The organism is Micromonospora sp. NPDC005298, from assembly GCF_040607375.1.
Lineage (GTDB): Bacteria > Actinomycetota > Actinomycetes > Mycobacteriales > Micromonosporaceae > Micromonospora.
Genome location: NZ_JBEXGP010000001.1, coordinates 305,714 through 328,346, shown reverse-complemented (window position 1 = coordinate 328,346; position 22,633 = coordinate 305,714). Strand labels below are relative to the sequence as shown.

Annotated in this window: 19 protein-coding genes; 12 read left to right on the top strand and 7 right to left on the bottom strand. The window is 73.2% G+C overall.

The features are described from left to right. The first annotated feature begins 82 nt into the window (after nucleotides 1-82). The 3 genes from ABZS77_RS01615 to ABZS77_RS01605 are packed head-to-tail and all read left to right on the top strand — an operon-like array spanning nucleotide 83 to nucleotide 4,865. Nucleotides 83-1,900 (top strand): ABC transporter, encoded by a 1,818-nt coding sequence (locus tag ABZS77_RS01615; protein WP_354815497.1) that lies wholly within the window; start codon nucleotides 83-85, stop codon nucleotides 1,898-1,900. Next, on the top strand, nucleotides 1,897-3,585 hold the full coding sequence (locus ABZS77_RS01610; RefSeq protein ID WP_354815494.1) for a GTPase: 1,689 nt from the start codon (nucleotides 1,897-1,899) through the stop codon (nucleotides 3,583-3,585). The genes ABZS77_RS01615 and ABZS77_RS01610 overlap by 4 nt, the downstream gene beginning before the upstream one ends. A gap of 56 nt (nucleotides 3,586-3,641) precedes the next feature. Next, nucleotides 3,642-4,865 carry a hypothetical protein gene (locus ABZS77_RS01605; protein WP_354815491.1) on the top strand — a complete coding sequence of 408 codons (1,224 nt, stop codon included), beginning with the start codon at nucleotides 3,642-3,644 and terminating at the stop codon, nucleotides 4,863-4,865. A 57-nt stretch (nucleotides 4,866-4,922) separates the two neighbouring features. Here the strand turns inward: ABZS77_RS01605 and ABZS77_RS01600 are convergent, their stop codons facing one another. Continuing rightward, entirely contained in the window at nucleotides 4,923-5,543 is a 621-nt protein-coding gene (locus ABZS77_RS01600; protein WP_354815488.1) for a phosphatase PAP2 family protein, read from the bottom strand. A gap of 87 nt (nucleotides 5,544-5,630) precedes the next feature. On the opposite strand from ABZS77_RS01600, the gene ABZS77_RS01595 reads away from it, so the two are divergent. The 7 genes from ABZS77_RS01595 to ABZS77_RS01565 all read left to right on the top strand — a co-directional run bounded on the left by ABZS77_RS01595 (nucleotide 5,631) and on the right by ABZS77_RS01565 (nucleotide 15,874). Further along, nucleotides 5,631-6,299, top strand: a complete 669-nt coding sequence (locus ABZS77_RS01595) for a hypothetical protein (protein ID WP_354815485.1) — start codon at nucleotides 5,631-5,633, stop codon at nucleotides 6,297-6,299. Nucleotides 6,300-6,945: 646 nt separating this feature from the next. Next, complete coding sequence (gene pdhA / locus ABZS77_RS01590; protein ID WP_354815482.1) at nucleotides 6,946-8,121, top strand: pyruvate dehydrogenase (acetyl-transferring) E1 component subunit alpha; 1,176 nt, start codon at nucleotides 6,946-6,948, stop codon at nucleotides 8,119-8,121. Further along, nucleotides 8,121-9,110 (top strand): alpha-ketoacid dehydrogenase subunit beta, encoded by a 990-nt coding sequence (locus ABZS77_RS01585; RefSeq protein ID WP_354815479.1) that lies wholly within the window; start codon nucleotides 8,121-8,123, stop codon nucleotides 9,108-9,110. The genes pdhA and ABZS77_RS01585 overlap by 1 nt, the downstream gene beginning before the upstream one ends. A 5-nt stretch (nucleotides 9,111-9,115) precedes the next feature. Next, nucleotides 9,116-10,588: a dihydrolipoamide acetyltransferase family protein gene (locus ABZS77_RS01580; protein ID WP_354817074.1), complete on the top strand. Its 1,473-nt coding sequence runs from the start codon at nucleotides 9,116-9,118 to the stop codon at nucleotides 10,586-10,588. A 219-nt stretch (nucleotides 10,589-10,807) separates the two neighbouring features. Continuing rightward, nucleotides 10,808-10,945: a hypothetical protein gene (locus ABZS77_RS01575; protein ID WP_354815476.1), complete on the top strand. Its 138-nt coding sequence runs from the start codon at nucleotides 10,808-10,810 to the stop codon at nucleotides 10,943-10,945. Between the two features lie 333 nt (nucleotides 10,946-11,278). After that, on the top strand, nucleotides 11,279-13,912 hold the full coding sequence (locus ABZS77_RS01570) for a hypothetical protein (protein ID WP_354815473.1): 2,634 nt from the start codon (nucleotides 11,279-11,281) through the stop codon (nucleotides 13,910-13,912). Nucleotides 13,913-14,035: 123 nt separating this feature from the next. Then, a complete protein-coding gene (locus ABZS77_RS01565) occupies nucleotides 14,036-15,874 on the top strand; it encodes an NHL domain-containing thioredoxin family protein (RefSeq protein WP_354815470.1) in 1,839 nt (612 codons plus the stop codon). A gap of 54 nt (nucleotides 15,875-15,928) precedes the next feature. Here the strand turns inward: ABZS77_RS01565 and ABZS77_RS01560 are convergent, their stop codons facing one another. The 3 genes from ABZS77_RS01560 to ABZS77_RS01550 are packed head-to-tail and all read right to left on the bottom strand — an operon-like array spanning nucleotide 15,929 to nucleotide 18,274. Then, complete coding sequence (locus tag ABZS77_RS01560) at nucleotides 15,929-16,678, bottom strand: 5-oxoprolinase subunit PxpA (protein WP_354815467.1); 750 nt, start codon at nucleotides 16,676-16,678, stop codon at nucleotides 15,929-15,931. After that, nucleotides 16,662-17,525, bottom strand: a complete 864-nt coding sequence (locus ABZS77_RS01555) for a biotin-dependent carboxyltransferase family protein (RefSeq protein ID WP_354815464.1) — start codon at nucleotides 17,523-17,525, stop codon at nucleotides 16,662-16,664. The genes ABZS77_RS01560 and ABZS77_RS01555 overlap by 17 nt, the downstream gene beginning before the upstream one ends. Beyond that, nucleotides 17,522-18,274: an allophanate hydrolase subunit 1 gene (locus ABZS77_RS01550; RefSeq protein WP_354815461.1), complete on the bottom strand. Its 753-nt coding sequence runs from the start codon at nucleotides 18,272-18,274 to the stop codon at nucleotides 17,522-17,524. The genes ABZS77_RS01555 and ABZS77_RS01550 overlap by 4 nt, the downstream gene beginning before the upstream one ends. Before the next feature lie 211 nt (nucleotides 18,275-18,485). On the opposite strand from ABZS77_RS01550, the gene ABZS77_RS01545 reads away from it, so the two are divergent. Beyond that, on the top strand, nucleotides 18,486-19,163 hold the full coding sequence (locus ABZS77_RS01545) for a hemolysin III family protein (RefSeq protein ID WP_354815458.1): 678 nt from the start codon (nucleotides 18,486-18,488) through the stop codon (nucleotides 19,161-19,163). Nucleotides 19,164-19,227: 64 nt separating this feature from the next. Here ABZS77_RS01545 and ABZS77_RS01540 read toward each other — a convergent pair whose 3' ends face one another. Then, on the bottom strand, nucleotides 19,228-19,512 hold the full coding sequence (locus ABZS77_RS01540) for a DUF6458 family protein (protein ID WP_354815455.1): 285 nt from the start codon (nucleotides 19,510-19,512) through the stop codon (nucleotides 19,228-19,230). Nucleotides 19,513-19,624: 112 nt separating this feature from the next. On the opposite strand from ABZS77_RS01540, the gene ABZS77_RS01535 reads away from it, so the two are divergent. Then, on the top strand, nucleotides 19,625-20,164 hold the full coding sequence (locus ABZS77_RS01535; protein WP_354815452.1) for a histidine phosphatase family protein: 540 nt from the start codon (nucleotides 19,625-19,627) through the stop codon (nucleotides 20,162-20,164). Nucleotides 20,165-20,206: 42 nt separating this feature from the next. Here ABZS77_RS01535 and ABZS77_RS01530 read toward each other — a convergent pair whose 3' ends face one another. Together ABZS77_RS01530 and ABZS77_RS01525 are read right to left on the bottom strand one after the other, a co-directional pair. Beyond that, nucleotides 20,207-20,476 (bottom strand): DUF6458 family protein, encoded by a 270-nt coding sequence (locus tag ABZS77_RS01530; protein WP_030332052.1) that lies wholly within the window; start codon nucleotides 20,474-20,476, stop codon nucleotides 20,207-20,209. A gap of 279 nt (nucleotides 20,477-20,755) precedes the next feature. Then, nucleotides 20,756-22,612 (bottom strand): acyl-CoA dehydrogenase, encoded by a 1,857-nt coding sequence (locus tag ABZS77_RS01525; RefSeq protein WP_354815449.1) that lies wholly within the window; start codon nucleotides 22,610-22,612, stop codon nucleotides 20,756-20,758. Nucleotides 22,613-22,633: the final 21 nt, after the last annotated feature.

The window sequence follows — 22,633 nt, the reverse complement described above, 5'->3', positions numbered from 1 at the left end:
TCGACTTGAGCCGACCTGACGCAACCCAGCCGTTATTACCGTCCGGTTGTCTTCTCTTGCATCGGTCGGGCACGCTTTAGCGGTGACGACGCACGGCGATTCCGCCACCCGTTCCGGCGCGCCCGCCGTCGCAGCCCGCACCGGCCCGCCGGACGCCGCGGAGGAGCCGCCCGCCACCACCGGGGACGACAGCCTCCCCGGCGCGCTGACGGGTCTCCGGGCCGCGATCGGTGCCACCCGGTTTCCCCTCGCGCTGCCCTCCGCCGGGTCCGCCCGGCACACCGCCGCCGCCCTCACCGACCAGCTCGACGACTACCTGCTGCCCCGACTCGCCCGGCTCGACGCCCCCCTGCTCGTGGTGGTCGGCGGCTCCACCGGCGCCGGCAAGTCGACCCTGGTCAACAGCCTGGTCAAGGCCCGGGTCAGCGCCGCCGGTGTGCTCCGGCCCACCACCCGCTCACCGGTGCTGGTCTGCAACCCGGCCGACGCGGCCTGGTTCCGGCAGGGCGACCTGCTGCCGGGGCTGACCCGTACCACCGAGCCGAGCGAGGATCCGCGCGCGCTGCACCTGGTCACCGCCCCCGCCCTGCCACCCGGGTTGGCGTTCCTCGACGCACCGGACATCGACTCCGTGGTCGACGCCAACCGGGCGCTCGCCAGCCAGTTGCTGGCCGCCGCCGACCTCTGGCTCTTCGTCACCACCGCCGCCCGGTACGCCGACGCGGTCCCCTGGGAGCTGCTGCGCAGCGCCCGCGCGCGGGGCGCGGTGATCGCCATGGTGCTGGACCGGGTGCCCGCCGAGGCCACCGACGAGATCGCCGCGCACCTGGCCGAGATGCTCGAGGCGCAGGACCTCGGCCGGGCACCGCTGTTCGTCCTGCCCGAGACCTGGGTCGACGGCCAGGGGCTGCTGCCCGAGGGTGTCACCGCGCCGCTGGCCGACTGGTTCGCCCGGCTGGCCGCCGACGCCGACGCCCGGGCCGCGGTCGTCCGGCAGACGCTCGACGGCGCGCTGGCCGCCCTGCACCCGACCGTCGAGGAGCTGGCCGACGCCGCCGACGAGCAGGTCGACGCCGCCGACGGGCTGGACGAGCGGGTCCGGGCCGCGTACCGGGGTGCCGAACGGACCGTGGCGCAGGGCCTTCAGGACGGCCGGCTGCTCCGCGGCGAGGTGCTCGCCCGCTGGCAGGAGTTCGTCGGCACCGGGGAGCTGTTCCGCACCCTGGAGGCACGCATCGGTCGTCTCCGGGATCGGGTGGTGGCCGCCGTCACCGGCCGACCGGCGCCCTCCGCCGAGCTGCGCAACGCCATCGAGTCCCAACTGGTCACCCTGCTGCGTGGGGTGGCGTCCGAGGCCGCCGAGTCCGCGTACACGTCGTGGAAGGCACACCCGGCCGGGGCCGGACTGCTCGATCCGGCGCTCGCCCACCCGAGCGGGGACCTGCCCGAGCGGGCCGAACGGATGGTCCGCGACTGGCAGCGCGGTGTGCTGGAGCTGGTCCGGGTCGAGGGCGGCGACAAGCGGTTCGTGGCCCGCACTGCCGCGTACGCCGTCAACGCCACCGGGCTGGCCGTGATGATCGCCGTGTTCGCGTCCACCGCGTTCATCCCGACCGGGCTGGAGCTGGCCACCGGCGCCGGCACCACGGTCGCCGCGCAGGCCGTACTCCAGGCGATCTTCGGTGACCAGGCGGTGCGTACCCTCGCCGCCAAGGCGCGCGGCGACCTGCTGGAACGGGTACGAACGCTGCTCGACGCGGAGGCCGAGCGTTTCCTGAGCCGCACCGCCGACGCCCGGCCCGACGCGGAGGTCGGCGACGGATTGCGGCGCGCCGCCGGCCGGGTCGAGCTGGCCCGGCACCGCAGCGGCCTGGCCGCCGACGAGGAGGACTCCCGGTGACCAACCTCACCGGCCGGATCAGGGAGGCGTTCCGGGGTGACCAGCGGGTCGACCCGGACGCTCTGATCGCCCGACTGGACGCCGTACGCCGGTTCCTGACCGCGGTCGACGGCCTGCTGCCGGACGCCGAGCTGGTGCCCGCGCACACCGTGGTCGAGCGTGCCGGCACCCGCCTGGCGCTGTCCCGCGACCACACGGTGGTCGCCCTCGCCGGTGCCACCGGCAGCGGCAAGTCCAGTCTGTTCAACGCGCTGGCCCAACTGGAACTCTCACCGGTCGGTGTCCGCCGGCCGACCACAGGTGTCGCCCACGCGTGCGTGTGGGGGCCGCTGGAGGGCGCCAACCGGCTGCTCGACTGGACCGGCGTGCTGCCCCGGCACCGTTTCGTCCGGGAGAGCGCGCTCGACGCGGACGACGAGAGTGCCCTGCACGGGCTGATCCTGCTCGACCTGCCCGACTTCGACTCGGTGCAGCGGTCCCACCGGCTCGAGGTGGACCGGCTGCTCGGCCTGGTCGACCAGGTGGTCTGGGTGGTCGACCCGCAGAAGTACGCCGACCGGGTGATCCACGACAGCTACCTGCGCGAGTTCCACAGGCACCGCGACGTCACGCTGGTCGTGCTCAACCAGGCGGACCGGCTGCCCCCGGCCGAGCTGCCCCGGGTCCTGGACGACCTGCGCCGGCTGCTCGACTCCGACGGTCTGACCGGCGTACCGCTGCTCGCCACCACCGCCATCGACCCGGCCGGCATGGCCGGTCTGCGCAGAGCGCTGGAGCGAACGGTCGCCGAGCGGCAGGCGGCCCTGCGCCGGCTCGCCGGCGACGTCGACTCGGTGGTCGCCGGCCTGGACGAACTGGTCGGGTCGGCACGCCCGGCGGGCGGACCGGACGACGCGACGGTCGCCGGGTTGAACCGGGCACTGGCCGGCGCGGCCGGCGTGCCGGCGGTGAGCGAGGCGGTGGAACGGGCGTACCGGCATCGGGCCAGCGCGGCCACCGGCTGGCCGCTGGTGCGGGGCTGGCGGCGGCTGCGCCCCGACCCGCTGCGCCGGCTGCACCTGCCCGGCCCGACCGGCGAGGCGACCGATCCGGCGGCGGAGAGCCTGGTCGCGGCGACCTCGGTGCCTGATCCGACGGTCGCGCAGCGTTCCGCGCTGGGCCTGGCGATCCGCGCGGTGGCCGATCGGGCCGCCGCCGACCTGCCCGCCGCCTGGCCGACTGCGGTCACCGCCGCGGCCCGGTCCCGCCACGACGACCTGCCGGACGCGTTGGACCGTGCGATCGCCGGCACCGACCTCGGCCTGGACCGCCGCCCGGTCTGGTGGCGGATCGTCGGGGGCGTGCAGTGGGCGGTCACCCTCGCCGCCGTGGTCGGCCTGGTCTGGCTGGCGCTCGGGTACGCGCTGCGGGTGCTCGGCCTGCCCGCGCTGGACAACCCGATGGTCGGCGAGGTGCCACTGCCCACCGTTCTGCTGCTCGGCGGCCTGCTGGCCGGGCTGCTGGTGGCGGCGCTGACCCGGCCGGTGGTGCGCTGGGCCGCCCGCCGGGCACGGGCACGCGCCCGGCAGCGTCTGACGGTCCGGGTGTCCGAGGTGGGCGAGGAGTACGTGCTGACCCCGGTGCGGATCGTGCTCGCCTCGTACGCGCAGGCCCGGGACGCCCTGCGCGACGCCGCCCGCCGCTGACCGACCCACGGCTCGCTACCGCTCTGCGTACCGGCGCGGCGGCGTAGGGTCGGAGTATGGCCACGCCTCAGACCCCCTACGACGCGGTGCTGCACGCCGCACGCGACGTGACCAAGCTGGAGTCCGCGCTGGACGCCGAGATGCTCGGCAGCGCCCTGCTGGGCAGCGTCTACTCGATCGCGGAAACCGACCGGGACACGGCCGTACGGGAGTTCGTCACCGGGTTCCTCGCCGCGACCGCCCGCCGTCGGGTGGCGTCGGCGACCACCATCCGGCAGGTCTTCGCCGCGCTCGTCCCCACCGCCGAGGGCACCGAGCGGGTACGCCCGGGCAGCCAGGCGCCCACCTGGACCGGTCAGCTCGGCCGGGTGCACCTGACTGGCAGTTGGGCGTACGGCGACGTGTACGGCGACCAGACCTCATACCTCGCCACCTTCGCCTACGACGACGCGTCCGGCGGTGCGGAGCACGCGCTCGTGGCTCTCGTGGACCACAACATCGGCATCACCAAGGACATCTTCGTCGGCGGGCCGGCGGAGCGGATCCTGGACCAGGTCCGGCAGATGTGCGCGGACGACGAGTTGACCTGGTTCCGTACCGAGGATCCCGCCCGCCTGCGCGGCGAGGTGGCCCGGCACCTGGCGGTCACCGACGAGTTGAGCGAGCTGCCCGGCGAGGGCTCGCTGGCCACCGATCGGGCGCTTGTCGGCGCCCGGTTGGCGTTGCTGCCCACCTCGGCCGACCCGACCGGCCCGGCCGAGGTCGAGCCGCTGTCCGCCGCCGAACGCACCGACCTGGTACGGCGGTTCCTGGCCGCGCCGGAGGCCGCCCGGTTCGGGTTGGACGCCGTCGACGGCCCAGAGCTGGCCTCGCTGCACTTCTGCCTGAGCCTGCTGCTGGACCACTCGGCGAGCTTCCCGGACGCCGACCCGATGCGGTGGAGCCCTGCGGTGTCCGGGCTCTTCCTGCTCGACTGGGTGCACCGCCGCGCGGTGCTGGACATGGACGACGCGGCGATGCTGCCCCGGGTGCTGCGCGCCTGGGCCCGGTACGCGTCGCGCCAGCGCGGCCTGCCCGAGGCGGCCGCGACACGGACCGACGAGGCGATCGAGGAGATGGTGCCGGAGTTCGCGCGGCTCTACTCGACAGGTGAGCGGCGCAGCCCGGCCACGGCGGCGGTGGCGCAGTTGATGGCCGACGGGGTGGACCCGGACGATCCGGCCGCGTTGGACGCCTGGATCGAGGCGAACCGGCACCGCCTCGCCGACGACGGCGCCTGACCTGCTGCCCGGGTGGCCGGCGACCTCGCCGCCCACCCGGGGTCGGGTCGAGGCCGCTCAGCGCAGCAGGCCGAAGACCACGCCGGCGATCAGCGCGCCGAGCGTCCCGCCGGCCAGCACCTGCGGCACGGTGTGGTCCCGCAACCGCACCCGGGACCAGCCGACCACGGCCAGCAACGGCGCCGCGAGGAGCAGTCGACCGCCGAAGATCAGCGCCAGGATGACGAGCGTGCCGGCGGCGACCGCCGAGTGGATCGACATCTTCCACCAGTGGCTGACCGTCACGGTCACGACGAGGCCGATCAGCCCGGCGACCGCCAGCGCCACCACCGGGCGTGGAGCGTCGAGCACGGTGAGCAGCGCGAGCCCCGCCGTCACCGAGCCGAGGCCGATCAGCAGGGGCACCCTGCGCTGCTCCCGACGGCCGAGGTGGTGGTCGGTGAGCCGGCCCCGTCGTACACCGCCGACGATGTAGGCGAACGGGATGCCGGTGACGAAGAGCGTGGCGAGCAGACCCCACACCAGGCCGTGACCGGTACGCCGGGCGCTGTGCCAGCTCACCGTGAAGATCAGCAGCGACACCAGCACGGCAGGCGCGGTCAGCTCGGTGACGAGCCGGGCGACCCGCAGCCCCGGGCCGGGCCGGGTGACCGGGCGGAGTTCCGCACCGCCGCCCACGCCACCCCCTCCGGTACGCGCCTACCCCCGAACAGCGCCGGCACCGGACGGGCCGCGCCTGCACGTCACCGTACCGCCGGGGACACCGTGGGGTACGTCGGTCCGGCGAGCGGCGAGGGGGTCACCGGGCGCGTCGGCGGGCAGCCGGGGGACGTCACGGCGGGCGGGGCGGGTCGGCTGGCCGGTGGGTCGGGCGTCGGCGACGTCTCGGGTGTCGTGGCCGGATCGGAAACGGTGGCGCTCGGCGCCGGTGTCGTGGCCGGTGTGGACAGGGTGGCGCTCGGAACGGCCGTCGCGGTCGACGAGATGGTCTCGGTGGGCGTCGGACCGGCAGTCGGCGTCGGCGTCGGGTCCGGCGGGTCGGTCCGCGACGGCACCGGGGTGGGCGTCGGGCTGGCGGGCGGTGAGGGTACGACCGGTCTGGTGCTCCGGGTCGGCCCCGGCACCGGGGGCAGCCCACGGTCGACGTGCCGCGGGTCGACGACTGCCGGCGGGCCCGACGTCCGCCGGGGCGCGGCGGGCAGCCAGCCGGGCGTCGCGGTCGGGCCGGCGCTCGGCGTACCGAGGCCAGGGGGCACCGGCCGGCCGGTCGCCGGCGGCGGCGGGAGCAGCACCGGCCCGACCGACGGGGTCGGGATGAACGGGGTGCTGCTGTCCGGCAGCGCGGTGCTGCCCGGGGTGGCCGATCCGGCGCTGATCGCGGCGAGGATGGGCATCGACGCCGTGCCCGCCAGCAGTGCGACGGTGAGCAGGTAGCCCCGGGAGGGGCCTCCGACGCCGGAGGCCCGGTGCGCACCGACCACCCGCCGGTAGCCGCCGGTCGACCGGTGCCGGCCGAGCGCGGGTGTGCCGGGACCGTCACCTGGCTCGTACACCGCACACACCCCTTGTCGCCGGCCGTCGCAGGACGCGGATGGACGTCGCCGGGCGGCATAACCCGGCAATTGACCCGATCGACGTGATCTGGCGGTAATCAGCCTCGTTCAGTTACCCTCCGTCAGCCAACCTCCACCGCGTGTCGACACGCGATGCTGACCGAACGGTGACGAATCATCGCCGGAACACCCGGTGGACGCGCGAGGGCAGGATGGCGACAAAGAGCGACAAACTGTGGACGGTCGGAATGCGGGGCGGGCGTACTGTGGGCGCGCTCACCTGCTCTGCGAATATGGAGCACGACGGCAACGCAGCCGTGACCTCCGCGCACCCTCGCGGCAGGCGCGGTTGGGCGCCGGCACTCCCCGATCCGGGTTCGGCCAGAACCCGGTTCATGCCGTGCGGCAACCCCCACCGGGGCTAGGCGCGGCCGCCAGGAACCGGCCCGGCAGCAGCCGGGCAGGCGCACGAGTTGCGCGGCCGGGTGACCCCCCGGTGCCGACGCAGACACGACAGGGAGACACCGATGGCAAAGGGCGACCCCGGGGGCACCACCCGCAGCAGGCGGCCTGCACCCCGCTCCAAGAAGGGCGCGGCCGGCAATCCGGAACTGGTGCAGCTACTCACCCCCGACGGTGAACGCATCGACAGCGCCACCGGGCCGGACGGCACCGAGTACCGCGTCGACTTCACCGACGAGGAGTACCGCGGCCTCTACCGCGATCTGGTGCTGGTCCGCAAGCTGGACGCCGAGGCGACCGCCCTCCAGCGGCAGGGTGAGCTGGGCCTCTGGGCCAGCCTGCTCGGCCAGGAGGCCGCCCAGGTCGGCTCCGGGCGGGCGCTGCGGCCGCAGGACATGGCCTTCCCGACCTACCGGGAGCACGGCGTCCTCTACTGCCGGGGCATCGACCCGATCATGCCGCTGGGCCTGTTCCGCGGCGTCGACCAGGGCGGCTGGGACCCGAACGAGTTCAAGTTCAACATGTACACGATCGTCATCGGTGCGCAGACCCTGCACGCCACCGGTTACGCCATGGGCATCACCATGGACGGCAAGATCGGCACCGACGACGGCGAGGCCACGATCGCCTACTTCGGCGACGGTGCCACCAGCCAGGGCGACGTGAACGAGGCGTTCGTCTGGGCCAGCGTCTTCAACGCCCCGCTGGTCTTCTTCTGCCAGAACAACCAGTACGCGATCTCGCAGCCGCTGGAGCGGCAGACCCGGGTTCCGCTCTACCAGCGGGCCGCCGGTTTCGGCTTCCCCGGCGTACGGGTCGACGGCAACGACGTGCTGGCCTCGTACGCGGTCACCCGCACCGCCCTGGACAACGCCCGGCACGGGCAGGGCCCGAGCCTCATCGAGGCGTACACCTACCGGATGGGCGCGCACACCACCTCCGACGACCCCACTCGCTACCGGATCGCCAGCGAGGTCGAGTCGTGGCAGGCCAAGGACCCGATCACCCGGGTCAAGGCCTTCCTGGAGAAGCAGCAGATCGCCGACGCGGCCTTCTTCGCCGAGGTCGACGAGCAGGCCCGCCGCGAGTCGGTGCACCTGCGCGAGCGGGTGCTCGACATGCCCAACCCGGAACCGGTGACGATGTTCGACCACGTCTACCCCCACGGGTCTCCGCTGCTCGACGAGCAGCGCGCGCAGTTCAGCAGCTACATGGAGTCGTTCGAGGGGAGCGCTCACTGATGGCCACGGAGACGCTCACCCTCGGCAAGGCCCTCAACACCGGCCTGCGCCGCGCCCTGGAGAACGACCCCAAGGTCGTCATCATGGGCGAGGACGTCGGCAAGCTCGGCGGCGTCTTCCGGATCACCGACGGGCTCCAGAAGGACTTCGGTGACCAGCGGGTGATCGACACCCCGCTGGCCGAGTCCGGCATCATCGGCACCGCCGTCGGCCTCGCCATCCGTGGCTACCGGCCGGTCTGCGAGATCCAGTTCGACGGCTTCGTCTACCCCGCGTACGACCAGATCGTGTCGCAGGTGGCGAAGATGCACTACCGCTCGCGCGGCAAGCTCAACATCCCCATGGTCATCCGGATTCCGTTCGGCGGCGGCATCGGCGCGGTCGAGCACCACTCCGAGTCGCCCGAGGCGTACTTCGCGCACACCGCCGGCCTGAAGGTGGTGACCTGCGCCAACCCGCAGGACGCGTACGTGATGATCCAGCAGGCCATCGCGTCGGACGACCCGATCGTCTTCCTGGAGCCCAAGCGGCGCTACTGGGAGAAGGGCCAGGTCGACCTGGACGCGCCGCTGTCCGAGGCGTACCCCCTGCACTCGGCCCGGGTGGTGCGGCCCGGCACGGACGTGACCGTGCTCGCCTACGGGCCGATGGTGCGGACGTGCCTGGAGGCGGCGACCGCCGCCGCCGAGGACGGCCGGGAGTTGGAGGTCATCGACCTCCGTTCGCTCTCCCCGCTGGACCTGACGGCCGCGTACGAGTCGGTGAAGCGCACCGGACGCGCCATCGTGGTGCACGAGGCGCCGTCGAACATCGGTCTCGGCGCCGAACTGGCCGCCCGGATCACCGAGGAGTGCTTCTACTCCCTGGAGTCGCCGGTGCTGCGGGTGACCGGTTTCGACATCCCCTACCCGGCCGCCCGGGTGGAGGAGGAGTTCCTGCCGGACCTCGACCGGGTGCTCGACGCTGTCGACCGCACCTTCGGCTGGTGAGCGGCATGTCCCGGATCAAGACGTTCAACCTGCCCGACCTGGGCGAAGGGCTGACCGAGGGCGAGATCCTGACCTGGCTGGTCAAGGTCGGCGACACCATCGAGCTGAACCAGCCGATCGTCGAGGTCGAGACCGCCAAGGCGGCGGTGGAGATCCCGGCGAAGTGGGCCGGTCAGGTGCGGGCGATCCACCACCCGGAGGGCACGACGGTCGAGGTCGGCGCGCCGATCATCGCCATCGACACCGACCCGGGCGCCGGCCCGCTCGACGAGCCGTCGACCACGGCCACGCCCAGCAGTGACCTGCCCATCCCGTCGGCGGCCTCGCTGGCCGCGGTGGAGGTGGCACCGGCCGAGGGCATGGTGGAGCCCGGCCTGATCGGTGGAGTGGCCCCGGGCGGACGCACTGCCGTCCTGGTCGGCTACGGCCCGCGTACGACCGCCGCGAAGCGTCGCCCGCGCAAGGGTGGCGCCCCCGCTGGGGCCGATCATGGAGTTGTGGTGGTTGACAAACCAGCCGCAACCCCCACGGTTCCGGCGCCGCAGGTCCACGATCGACGCAACGGGGAGGGTGGGGCACGCCCGGGCGGACTGGTGCTGGCCAAGCCTCCGGTGCGCAAGCTCGCCAAGGACCTCGGAGTCGACCTCGGCACGGTGACCGGGTCGGGCCCGTTGGGTTCGATCACCCGGGAGGACGTGCAGCAGGCGGCGAGCGGTGCCGTGGCCGAGCCGGTTGCCGTTACGGCGGTGGCGACGGCGGGCGCCGCGAGCTTCGGCGCGGATCGTGAGCAGCGCATCCCGGTCAAGGGGGTCCGCAAGCTCACCGCGGAGAACATGTCCCGCTCGGCGTTCACCGCCCCGCACGTGACGGAGTTCCTGACCGTCGACGTGACCCGGGCGATGAAGGCGCTGGACCGGCTGCGCGGCCGGCGGGAGTGGCGCGACGTCCGGGTTTCACCGCTGTTGCTGGTGGCGAAGGCCGTGCTCCTGGCGGTCAAGCGACACCCGATGGTCAACTCGACCTGGGCGGGCGACGAGATCGTGGTCAAGGAGTACGTCAACCTCGGCATCGCGGCGGCCACCGAGCGTGGCCTGATCGTGCCGAACGTCAAGGACGCCGGGCGACTCTCGCTGCGGGAGCTGGCGGACGCGTTGAACGACCTGGTGCAGACGGCCAAGTCCGGCCGTACGTCGCCGGCGGACATGTCCGGCGGCACCCTGACCATCACCAACGTCGGTGTGTTCGGGGTGGACACCGGTACGCCGATCCTCCCGCCGGGTGAGTCGGCGATCCTGGCCTTCGGTGCCGTGCGGGAGATGCCCTGGGTGCACAAGGGCAAGGTCAAGGCACGCCAGGTCACCACGCTGGGGCTGAGCTTCGATCACCGGATCATCGACGGTGAGCTGGGGTCGAAGTTCCTGCGCGACATCGGCGACTTCCTCGCCGACCCCGAGGCGGCGTTGCTCGCCTGGACCTGACCGTCCGGATCGCCAGCCACGGCCGGTGTGCCACGGGTTAACGCCCGGCACACCGGCCGTGTCCGTTGGGCGACGGAACCGTCGGTCTGGAGGCTTGTTGACCTTCGATTGTTAGGCGGGTGTCTCAGCTCACCTAATAATCGATGGCGGTTGCCGGCGTTCTGCTGTTGAATAGAGGCATCAGGGGCCGACAACCGAATAAGCCAGGGGGACCCACCAATGAGCATGATCGAGCGAATCCGCAACCACCGCGACGCCAACCGCCGCGCCCGTGCCATCCAGCACGCGCTGCGCTCGGCGAACACGCCGGCCGTTCGCGAGGAACTCCTCGTCATCGCCCAGCGTCACATGAGCTGACGCTCCACGACATTCCTCACCTCCTCCAGATCGATGGCCCACCCGGCTAACGGGTGGGCCATCGGCGTTTCGCCACCACGTGGCACCGGGATTCCGCCCTGCCGCAGCGCCCGGTACGGTGGGCTTCGGTCGCCGCCCGCCGACCCGCGCCAGCCGAGCCGATAGAAGCTGCTCGACACCGTTCGGCGACACGGAGTGACGGGCGGTGCTCCTTGGACACCCCGTGCGGCCACCCGATACGGTGCGGGGAGCCGGCTCGCCGGTGACGCCGGCAGCCATGCCGAGGAAACCGATCGGCACCGGCGGCCGACATGTGATGGAGGAGGCGCACCCATGACGTCCGAGGGCCCGCACCGTTCCGGCCAGGAGCCGGACGAGGTGTCACCGGGCGCCGGCGGACCGGCGCCGTACGGCGACCGCCCGGCGCAGCCGGACAACGGCTACAACGCCGCCGGCCCCGACCTGGGTTGGGCACCACCGCCGCCGGCGCAGCCGAGCCAGGGCAACCCGGCCTGGGCCAACCAGCCCGAGCAGCAGCCGAACCCCGCCTGGGGCGCCGCAGCCGCGCCGCAGCCCGCCGAGCCGGCACAGCCCGCGTGGGCCACCGGCGGTGGCGCGAGCGAGCCGCAGCAGCCCGCCGCCTGGGCCGGCAACAACGCCACCCCCGACAGCCAGCAGCCCGCCCAGTGGGCCCCGCCGCAGCAGGGCTGGACGCCGCCCGAGCAGGCCGCGCCCACCTGGGCCACCAGCGCCGCCGAGCAGCCCGACTGGGCGCAGGCGCAGCCGGCCACCAGGGGTGCCGCGCAGGTTCCACCGGCCACCACCGCCTGGCCCGCCCAGGACGATCCGTCGCGCTCCGGCGGCTGGGGCACCCCCGCGCAGGCCAGCGCGCCCGCCGGCGACTGGCGCGGTGACGAGCCGCAGCAGCCCGACGCGGCGCAGTCCGGCGGATGGCCGGCCGGGACCGGTCAGCAGGACCAGCCATCGTGGACTCCGGCGGAGCAGTCGCCCCCGGCGTGGGGCCAGCCCGCCCAGCCGGCCGAGCAGCCGGCCCCCGCGTGGGGGCAGGCCGAGCCGGCCGCCGCGCGTGGCGCGGCCCAGGTGCCGGCACCGGCGACGAACTGGCCCGGCCAGGACGACCCGGCCCGCTCCGGCGGTTGGGCCGCCCAGCAGCAGGCCCAGCCCGCCGCCTGGGGCGACAACGCCGACGCGCAGCAGGACGAGGGCTCACAGCCGGCCGCCTGGGGTGGCCAGGCCGAGGCCCGTCCGCAGCAGCCCGACTGGGTCCTCGCACAGCAGGACCAGCCGGCCGGACACCCGCAGGCGGACCAGCCCGGCTCGGGGTGGACCCCGCAGGAGCAGCCCGGCTCGGGGTGGACCCCGCAGGAGCAGTCCGGGCTTCCGGCCCGGGCCAGCGCCAGCGTGCCCGGCAACGACGGCCCACCCGGGTGGGCCACCACCCCGGACAACCCGGCCCCGCAGAGCGGCGCCGGTGCGGCGGAGATCCAGCCGTGGGCGCCCGGCGAGGTGTGGGGTCGCGCCGAGGCGGAAGCCGCCCAGTCCCGTGGCGGCTGGGAGGCGGAGCAGCGCGACGACCCGCCGATCTACCAGCCCGCTCCCGGGCCGGGCATCTCGCCCGCCAACGCTGTGCCGCTGCCGCCGCAGGAGCAGCGCGTTCCGGGTGCCAGCCTGGCCGCCGCCCCGCCGGCCGACTTCATGCCGCAGACCCAGTACGCCCCGATCCCCGAACGGGAGACGCCGGAGGCGGCCGCACCGTACGAGGCGGAGCCGGCCGGTTGGGGTCGCGCCGAGGAGGCCCCCGCGAGCGGTGCCGTGGTGCCCGCCCCGCGTACCTCCCCCGAGTCCGGCGCCGGTCGTGCGGTCGTACCGACGCCGGAGGCCGAGTCGGCGGCCGGCGCGGTCGGCCGGGCCTCGGCGAGCGCCTCGGTGCCGCTGGCCAGCCGGGTGATGCCCCCGACCGACCAGGCGATGCGACCCTCCGGCACGGCCGCACCCCAACCACGGGTGTACGGCCGCCCCGCCGCGCCCGAGCCGGCGGACGAGCCGGAGCAGGACGCGTTCCCGGCCGAGCAGGCCGCCGAGCGTCCGGGTGCACCGGACTGGCAGAACCCGCCGGCCGCACCGGACTGGCAGAACGGCCCGGACCGGCAGGGCGCGCCGGACTGGCACCAGAGCCCGGAGCGGCAGGCTGCCCCGGGTTGGGGTGGCGAGTCCACGCCGGAGCCGCGCTTCGACGACCGGCCGTCGACGCCGAACGGGTTCGGCGAGGCCCCGTCCGCGCCACCGGCGTTCCCGCCCGGGGTGCCGTCCTTCGTGGACGCGCCGGGCAACAACCGACCGATGAACGGCGTCCGCCCGCAGCCCGGTGCCGAGCGACCGGCCGACCGGTTCGGCAGCGCCGGAGCACCAGCCGCCGGCGCCGCCACGGTCAACGGAGCGCCGACCTTCGGCGCTCCACCGTTCGGCGGGCCGGGCGCCGACCCGGCACCGGGTGGCGGTTTCCCGCCGGCGTTCCCGCCGGCCGCCCAACCGACCGCGCCGTCGTCCTGGGGTCAGGAGCAGGCGCACGGCCGCTTCGACGCGTTCAAGCCGGACGCCGAGGAGCCGAAGGCCGAAGCGCCGACCCCGAAGGTCCGCAACGGCCGGGTGCTGGCCGCCGTGCTGATCGCCGCGGTACTCATCCTCGCGGTGCCGCTCGGCCTGCTGATGCTGCTCGGCAAGTTCGGTGGCGGCGACGAGGCACCGGCGTTCGACCCGGCGGTCGGCACCTGCGTGAAGAAGTCGGGTGACGGCGCCTCGGCGGCGCAGTGCGGCGAGGCGGGCGCGTTCACCATCGTCTCGAAGGTGGACGCGAAGGAGAAGTGCACCGACACGACGCAGCCGTACGTGGTGCTGCCCGGCGACGGCGCCAACCGGGTGCTCTGCCTCAAGCCGGCAACCCCGTAGAACAGCGCGAAGGCGGGGCCACGGACGTCCGTGGCCCCGCCTTCGTCGTACGCCGAACGGGTGGCGGTGATCAGGTGCCGGGTCACGGCGGCCGGGCCGGTGGGGCGTGGCAGGCTGACAGGTATGGGAACGACAGCGCGTGTACGTGCCCCCGAGCTGCGCGGCCGGGGATGGCTCAACACAGGCGGCCAGGACCTGAGCCTGCAGGACCTTCGCGGCAAGATCGTCCTGGCGGACTTCTGGACCTTCTGCTGCATCAACTGCCTGCACGTGCTCGACGAGCTGCGCCCGCTCGAGGAGAAGTACGGCGACGTGCTCGTCGTGATCGGTGTGCACTCGCCGAAGTTCGAGCACGAGAAGGACGCCGACGCGTTGGCCGCCGCCGTCGAACGGTACGGGGTGCACCACCCCGTACTCGACGATCCTGAGATGGACATGTGGCAGCAGTACGCGGCCCGGGCCTGGCCGACGCTGTCGGTGATCGACCCCGAGGGATACGTGGTGGCCACGATGGCCGGCGAGGGACACGCCGAGGGCCTGGCCCGGCTGATCGACGAGTTGATCGCCACCCACGAGGCGAAGGGCACCCTGCACCGGGGGGACGGCCCGTACGTGCCGCCGCCGGCGCCGGACACCACGCTGCGGTTCCCGGGCAAGGCGGTGGTGCTGCCCGACGGCAACCTGCTGGTCTCGGACTCGGCGCGGCACTCCCTCGTCGAGGTGGCCCCGGACGGTGAGTCGCTGGTGCGCCGGATCGGCTCGGGCGAGCGGGGTCGGGCCGACGGGCCGGCCGGCGCGGCGTCCTTCTCCGAGCCGCAGGGCCTCTGCGTGCTGCCCAGGCACGTGGCCGAGGTGGCCGGCTACGACCTGGTCGTCGCCGACACGGTCAACCACCTGCTGCGCGGCGTACGCCTGGAGTCCGGCGAGGTGGTGACGGTCGCCGGCAGCGGGCGTCAGTGGCGCGCGTCGGTCGACGACCACGCCCACGACGCGCTGGCCGTGGACCTCTCCTCCCCGTGGGACCTGGCCTGGTACGACGACAAACTGATCATCGCGATGGCGGGTATCCACCAGCTCTGGTGGTTCGATCCGATCAAGCGGACCGCCGGCATGTACGCGGGCACGACCGTCGAGGCGCTGCGCGACGGCCCGCTGGCCGAGGCGTGGATGGCGCAGCCGTCAGGGCTCTCCGTGTCCGCCGACGGCGTCCGGCTCTGGATCGCCGACAGCGAGACCAGCGCCGTGCGGTACGTCGAGAACGGGGTCTTGGGCACCGCCGTCGGGCAGGGCCTGTTCGACTTCGGGCACGTGGACGGGCCGGCGGAGTCGGCGTTGCTCCAGCATCCGCTCGGGGTGTGCGCGCTGCCCGACGGTTCGGTGCTGATCGCCGACACGTACAACGGCGCGGTGCGTCGCTTCGACCCGACCACGAACCAGGTGTCGACGGTCGCCGACGGGCTGGCCGAGCCGAGCGATCTGGTGCTGACGCCGGCCGGTGAGGTGCTGGTGGTGGAGTCCGCCGCGCACCGGCTGACCCGACTCGCCCCGGGTGCGCTGTCCGCCGCGGGCGCCAGCACCGTGGACGGGCCCCGGCACCGTACCGAGCGCAAGCCCACCGACATCGCGTCGGGCGAGGTCACGCTGGACATCGTCTTCACGCCCGCGCCGGGGCAGAAGCTCGACGAGACGTACGGGCCGTCGACCCGGCTTGTGGTTTCCGCGTCCCCGCCGGAGCTGCTGGTGGAGGGTGCCGGCACGGGCACCGAACTGTCCCGCCGGCTGGTGCTCAACGGGGACGTCACCGGTGGGGTGCTCCAGGTGACCGCGCAGGCGGCGACCTGCGACGCGGACGTGGAGCACGCGGCCTGCCACCTGACCCGGCAGGACTGGGGCGTACCGGTGCGGGTCGTCGACGGTGCGGCTGAGCGGCTCCCGCTGGTGCTACGCGGCCTAGACGCCTAACTGAAAGGAAGGGCACCTTGTTATACAAAATCCGATAACAAGGTGCCCTTCCTTTCATGCGAACGGGGTGAGTGGGACTCCTGCGTCGATCAGGCTGGCGCGGACGAGTTCGGTGGCCGAGACCGCCCCCGGCGTGTCCCCGTGAACGCAGATCGACTCCACCGGGCAGGGGACGACGGTGCCATCGACCGCCACGACTGTCCGTTCGGTGGCCATCCGTACCGCACGGCTGGCCACCTCCTCCGGGTCGGTGACCAGCGCGCCGGCGGTCCCGCGCGGCACAAGCGTCCCGTTGGCCAGGTAGCCGCGGTCGGCGAACGCCTCGGCGACCACCGGTAGGCCCGCGCCGACGGCGAGTTGGGCGAGCACCGAGCCGGGCAGGCAGAGGACGGGCAGTTCGGGGTCGTAGCCGCAGACCGCGGCGACGACCGCCGCGGCCTGGGACTCGTCGGTGGCGGCCGCGTTGTAGAGCGCCCCGTGCGGCTTGAGGTAGCGGACCCGGGTGCGGAAGAGCCGGCAGAACGCGTCGAGCGCCCCCAGTTGGTAGGTCACCTCGTCGCGCAGCTCGGCGAAGTCGTACGCGATGCGCCGCCGGCCGAAGCCGGCCAGGTCCCGGTAGCCGACCTGCGCGCCTACCGCGACCCCGCGCTGCGCGGCGCCCTCGCAGACCCGTCGCATGGTGGACGGGTCGCCGCCGTGGAAGCCGCAGGCGACGTTCGCGGAGGTGACCAGGTCCAGCAGCGCGTCGTCGTCGCCGAGTCGCCAGATGCCGAATCCCTCGCCCAGGTCAGCGTTGAGGTCCATGAAATCTGACGGTAGTACCTGGCCGGGCCTGCGCGAGTGGGGTCACGTCGGTGACTACCCCGACGACTGGGTATCCGCCGGTGGTCGGATGGTCGGCGAGGAAGATCAGGGGTTGGCCGTCGGCGGGCACCTGCACCGCGCCGAGCACGATGCCCTCGCTCGGCAGTTCGCCGGCGACCGCGCGGGGCAGCGGCGCGCCGGCGAGCCGTGCGCCGACCCGGTTGCTCACCGGGCTCACGGTGTACGGGGTGTCGAACAGCAGGTCGAGCGCGGTCGCGGTGAACCAGTCGTGCCGAGGGCCGAGGCGCAGCGTCAGGTGCACCTCCGGGGGTGGTGCGGTGCCGAGGGTCAGGTCGACGGGCGCGGGGTCGCCGAGCGGCCGGCCGAGCGGCAGCCTCTCGCCGGCGCGCAACGGCTGCGGGCCAAGCCCGGAGAGGGTGTCGGTGGAGCGGCTGCCGAGCACCGCCGGTACGTCGATCCCGCCCGCGACGGCCAGCCAACTCCGTACGCCCCGGCGGGCCGGACCGATCCGCAGCACCGTCCCGGCGGGCACGCTGAGGGGGCGTCCGGTGTCGCCGGGCCGCTCCCCGACGCGCACCGGCACGTCGGCGCCGGTGACGGCGACAGTTGTGGCCCGGGTGAGCCGCAGCTCGCAGCCGGTCAGGGTGATCTCCAGTCCGGCGGTCTGCTCGGGGTTGCCGACGAGCCGGTTGGCCAGTCGCAGGGCGGCCGGGTCGAGTGCGCCGGACCGGGGTACGCCGAGGTGCGCCCAGCCGGGGCGGCCCAGGTCCTGCACGGTGGTGAGCGCGCCGGCGCGCAGCACTTCGATCTCGGTGTGCCCGTTCACGTCGCCACCATCCGCACCTCGGTGCCCGGGGTGAGCCGGGCCGGTGGGTCGGCGTGCACGTCGAAGAGGACCATCTCGGTCCGACCGACCAGCAGCCAGCCGCCTGGGGACGCGCTCGGGTAGATGCCCGCGTACGGCCCGGCCAGAGCCACCGAACCGGCCGGTACGCGGGGCCGGGGGGTGGGCAGTCGGGGCAACGCCAGCTCGGCGGGGAGGCCGGTGAGGTAGGGGAACCCGGGGGCGAAGCCACAGAACGCGACCCGGAACCGGGTGCCGGTCAGACGCCGCACCACGGCCGGAACGTCGACACCCCAGTGCTCGGCGACCGTTGGCAGATCCGCCCCGTCAAACGCCACCGGAACATGAACCACCCCCACCCCATCCGTCGATCTTGCGCTTTCGGCCGCCGATATGGCTCGACCATCCCGTTCCGTCGGGGCCGAAAGTGCAAGATCGCCAGGGTGGGGGGCTGAGGCGGGACCGTTAGCGGCTCTTGCGGTCTGCCGCGCGGTGGTGATGACCGTTGGCGCCCAGCGGGTCAGCAGGGTGGCGGTCGTGGTGGGATCCGGCAGTCCGTCGAGCAGCACGGTGCTGGCGGCCGGCACGATCTCCACGGCGGCCAGGTCTCCGCGCTCCCGGCGCTGCCACAACTCGGCCCGCCAAGCCTCAACCAGCTCAGCCGTTAACCCGTCGCCAAGACCGGCGCAGTCAATCAACAGGGCGTCCACCCCGACAGGCCGAATCCGCATCGACCCATCTTCACCCCCACCCCACGCGATCTTGCACTTCCTGCGGCGACAAGAATGGGCAGTATCCTCATCTGGAGGAGAGAGAGTGCAAGATCGGCACTGGGGGTCCTGGAGGGCCTGGCGCGACTTTCGCGGGGCGTTCACCGGGACGGTGCCACGGGTCACCGCAGCAACTACTTGCAGGTAACCTACGGTGCCGTAACCTGATGTGGTGACCACCTCCGCCCCGCTTCGCCTGAAGCCGGTCGACATCGGTAAGCCCCGGATGCGCGGCTGGCTGCACACGTACGCCTTCTTCGTCGCCCTGGTCTCCGGCATCGTGCTCTGCTCGATCGCCGCCACCCGGCCGGGCTGGGCGCCGCTGGTGAGCTGCGTCATCTACAGCCTGACGGTCTGCGGGCTCTTCGGCACCAGCGCCCTGTACCACCGTCGCGTGTGGTCGGAGCGCGGCTACCAGGTGATGCGCCGGATGGACCATTCGATGATCTTCGTGTTCATCGCCGGCACGTACACCCCGCTCTGCGCCATGCTGCTCACGACCCGGCAGGCGACCATCATGCTCGCCCTGGTCTGGGGTGGCGCGCTGGCCGGCGTGGCGCTCAAGCTCGTCTGGCCGCACGCGCCGCGCTGGGTGTCCGCGCCGCTCTACCTGGCTCTCGGCTGGGTGGCGGTGGCCATGCTGCCGGACATCCTGCGCGGCGGCGGCGTCACGGCGCTGGTCCTGCTCATCGTCGGCGGCGCGATCTACAGCATCGGCGCGGTCTTCTACGCGCTGCGCCGGCCCAACCCGTGGCCGACCGTCTTCGGGCACCACGAGTTCTTCCACGCCTGCACCCTGCTGGCCGCGCTCTGCCACCACATCGCGATCTACTTCGCGCTGTTCGCCTGACCCGCCGGCAAACGCGAGCCGGGGCCCCGCGACGCTGCGGGACCCCGGAGTGCGCGAGCGAGGATCAGGCCGGCGGACCCGGCCGACGCACCTCGCGGTACTCCTGTACGACCCGGTCGTCCTGGACCGGCACCACCCGGTCGGCGACGACGCGCTCCTCGCGGACCGGCGCGGCGACCACCCGGCGGCGGCTGTTCCAGAAGTAGAGGGTGGCGATCAGGCCGGCCACACCGGCCAGCATCAGCACCCAGCCGACCACGGCCAGGTTCAGCCAACCCATGTCGGCTTCCACGGCGAATGCGAGGATCGCGCCCAGCGCGATCAGGAAGATGCTGCCACCAATGCCCATGTTTCGCTCCTCGGCTCGAACCTGGCGTACTGCCCGCCGCGGCCGTCGGTAGGGGTGCGGCATCCATCGACTTACCCCGGCACGGAGATCGCCAATCGGGCAAGCTGGGGACATGACGGACGCCCACGCCGAGACACGGACACTTGTGCTGCTCCGGCATGCCAAAGCCGAGCAGGGCAGCGACGCCGCGGACGACGCCGCCCGGCCACTGAGCGCGCGGGGGGACGCCGACGCGGCGGCCGCCGGAGCGTGGCTCGCCCACCACGGGCTGCTGCCCGACGTCGTGATCTGCTCGACGGCGCGGCGCACCCGACAGACCTGGCACGGCGTGGCGATGGGCATGAGCGGCGCGCCGCCGGAGGGCGGGCCGACCGGGGCGAGCCCGACGGTCCGCTACGAGCCGGGCGCGTACGACGCCCATCCCGAGGAACTGCTGGCGTTGGTCCGGACCGTCGACCCGGCGGCCCGGACAGCACTGCTGATCGCCCACAATCCGGGCATCTCGCTGCTGTCCGCGTACCTGGATCCGGAGGGTACGGACGAGGAGGGTCTGCGGACCGCCGAGGTGGCCGTGCACGCCAGCACCGTCGACTGGATGGAGCTGGACCGGGCCGGAGCGCCGCTCACCGCACGGCACACCGCACGAGGCTGAGCCACCCGCCGACGGACGACGGGTGGCTCGGTGGTGGGCCGCTCAGGAGGGTGGCGCGGTCGGCGGCGGCGGGTCGGGTGGCGGCGGCATCATCGCCGTCGGATGAGAGAGCCGGTTCTCCTCGACGATGAGGGTCCGGGCCCGCTTGCGCCGGTCCTGCCAGAACCAGAGGGTGGTCAGCAGGACGGCCAGCCCGGCCAGGATGAACACCCAGCCGACCGCCCGCACGTCGATCCACCAGACGTTGGCTCTCAGCGCGAAGGTCAGGATCGCGCCGATCGCGATGAGAAAGATTCCGCTACCTACACCCATGTGCGCTGCACTCCCCCGTGCGGTGGCTCTGGGCGTTCTCTTTCGTGGTCACGCGACGGTTACCCGCCACGACAGCGGCATACCCGGCGCGGCGCGGCGAATGCTCGGCCGACGGTTCCGTGTCCCGCCACCCCGACAGTCGGCGCGGGGCGGACGAAACCGCCGCGACAGCCCGGGTGCGCAGACGGCGACGGCCGGCGGGGCGAATTGCCCCCGCCGGCCGCCGGCCGTAGGTACCGGGTGGTGCGAACCCGGAACCTCAGGTGTGCAGTGGAACGGTCAGAACGCCTCTTCCGGGAGGTCCATGATGTCGAGGTCGGTGCCCTCGATGATCCGCCGGTCGGCGCCGATGCGCGGCAGCACCTCGCGGGCGAAGAAGCGCGCGGCGGCCACCTTGCCGGTGTAGAACGACTTGTCGCTGGCGGAGACCTCGCCGGCCAGCGCCTTGAGCGCCACGTCGGCCTGCTTCTGCAGCAGCCAGCCGACCACCAGGTCGCCGGTCGCCAGCAGGAAACGGCGGCTGCTCAGCCCGACCTTGTAGAGCGCGCGGGTGTCGCCGCCCTGCGCCTCGCCCAGCCAGCCGGTCATCACGCCGAGGATGTTCTGGATCTCGCCCAGCGCCTTGCCGAGCGCCTGCCGCTCCTCCTTGAGCTGGCCGTTGCCCGCCTCGGAGGAGATGAACTCCTGGATCTCGCCGGCGACCGCCATCAGCGCCTTGCCGTTGTCCCGAACGATCTTGCGGAAGATCAGGTCGAGGCTCTGGATGGCCGTGGTGCCCTCGTACAGGGTGTCGATCTTGGCATCCCGGACGTACTGCTCCAGCGGGTAGTCCTGGAGGAAGCCGGAACCGCCGAAGGTCTGCAGGGCCTCGTGCCCGAGCAGCTCGTACGCCCGCTCCGAACCGACGCCCTTGACCAGCGGCAGCAGCAGGTCGTTGACCCGCTTGGCCAGCTTGGTGGCCTTCTCGTCACCGGCCGCCTCGGCGAGCGCCACCTTGTCCTGCCAGGTGGCGGTGTAGAGGACCAGGGCGCGCAGACCCTCGGCGTACGACTTCTGCAGCAGCAGCGAGCGGCGCACGTCCGGGTGGTGGGTGATGGTGACCCGCGGGGCGGTCTTGTCGGCCTGCTGGATCAGGTCGGCGCCCTGCACGCGGTTCTTCGCGTACTCCAGGGCGTTGAGGTAGCCGGTGGAGAGGGTCGCGATGGCCTTCGTGCCGACCAGCATCCGGGCGTACTCGATGATCATGAACATCTGGCGGATGCCGTCGTGCTTGTCGCCCAGCAGCCAACCCTTGGCCGGTACGCCGTGCTCGCCGAAGGTCAGCTCGCAGGTGTTGGAGACCTTCAGGCCCATCTTGTGCTCGACGTTCGTGGCGTAGACGCCGTTGCGCTCGCCCAGCTCGCCGGTGGTCTCGTCGAAGTGGAACTTCGGCACCACGAAGAGCGACAGGCCCTTGGTGCCGGGGCCGCCGTGGCCCTCCACGCCCACCGGGCGGGCGAGGACGTAGTGCACGATGTTGTCGCTGAGGTCGTGCTCGCCCGAGGTGATGAAGCGCTTCACGCCCTCGATGTGCCAGGAACCGTCAGGCTGCTGGATGGCACGGGCGCGGCCGGCGCCGACGTCCGAGCCGGCGTCCGGCTCGGTGAGCACCATCGTGGAGCCCCACTGCTTGTCGATGAAGAGCTTGGCCCACCGCTTCTGCCGCTCGGTGCCCTCGACCTCCAGCACGTGCGCGAAGGACGGGCCGGAGGCGTACATCCAGATGGGGGCGTTCGAGCCGAGCACCAGCTCGGCGAGGGCCCACCAGAGGGCGCGCGGCGCGGTGGTGCCGCCCAGGTGCGGCGGCAGGTCCAGGCGCCAGAACTCGGAGTCCATGAACGTCTGGTAGGACTTCTTGAACGACGCCGGCAGCGGCGCGGTGTGCGTGGCCGGGTCGAACACCGGCGGGTTGCGGTCGCTGTCCGTGTAGCTGGCGGCCAGGTCCTCGCGGGCGAGGCGGTCGAGCTCGGCGAGGAAGGTGCGGGCGGTGTCGGCGTCGAGTTCCGAGTACGGCCCCTGGCCGAACGCCTGGTCCGCCCCGAAGACCTCGAACAGGTTGAACTCAAGGTCCCGCAGGTTGCTCTTGTAGTGGGTCATGCTCGCTGGCCCCGCTTCCGG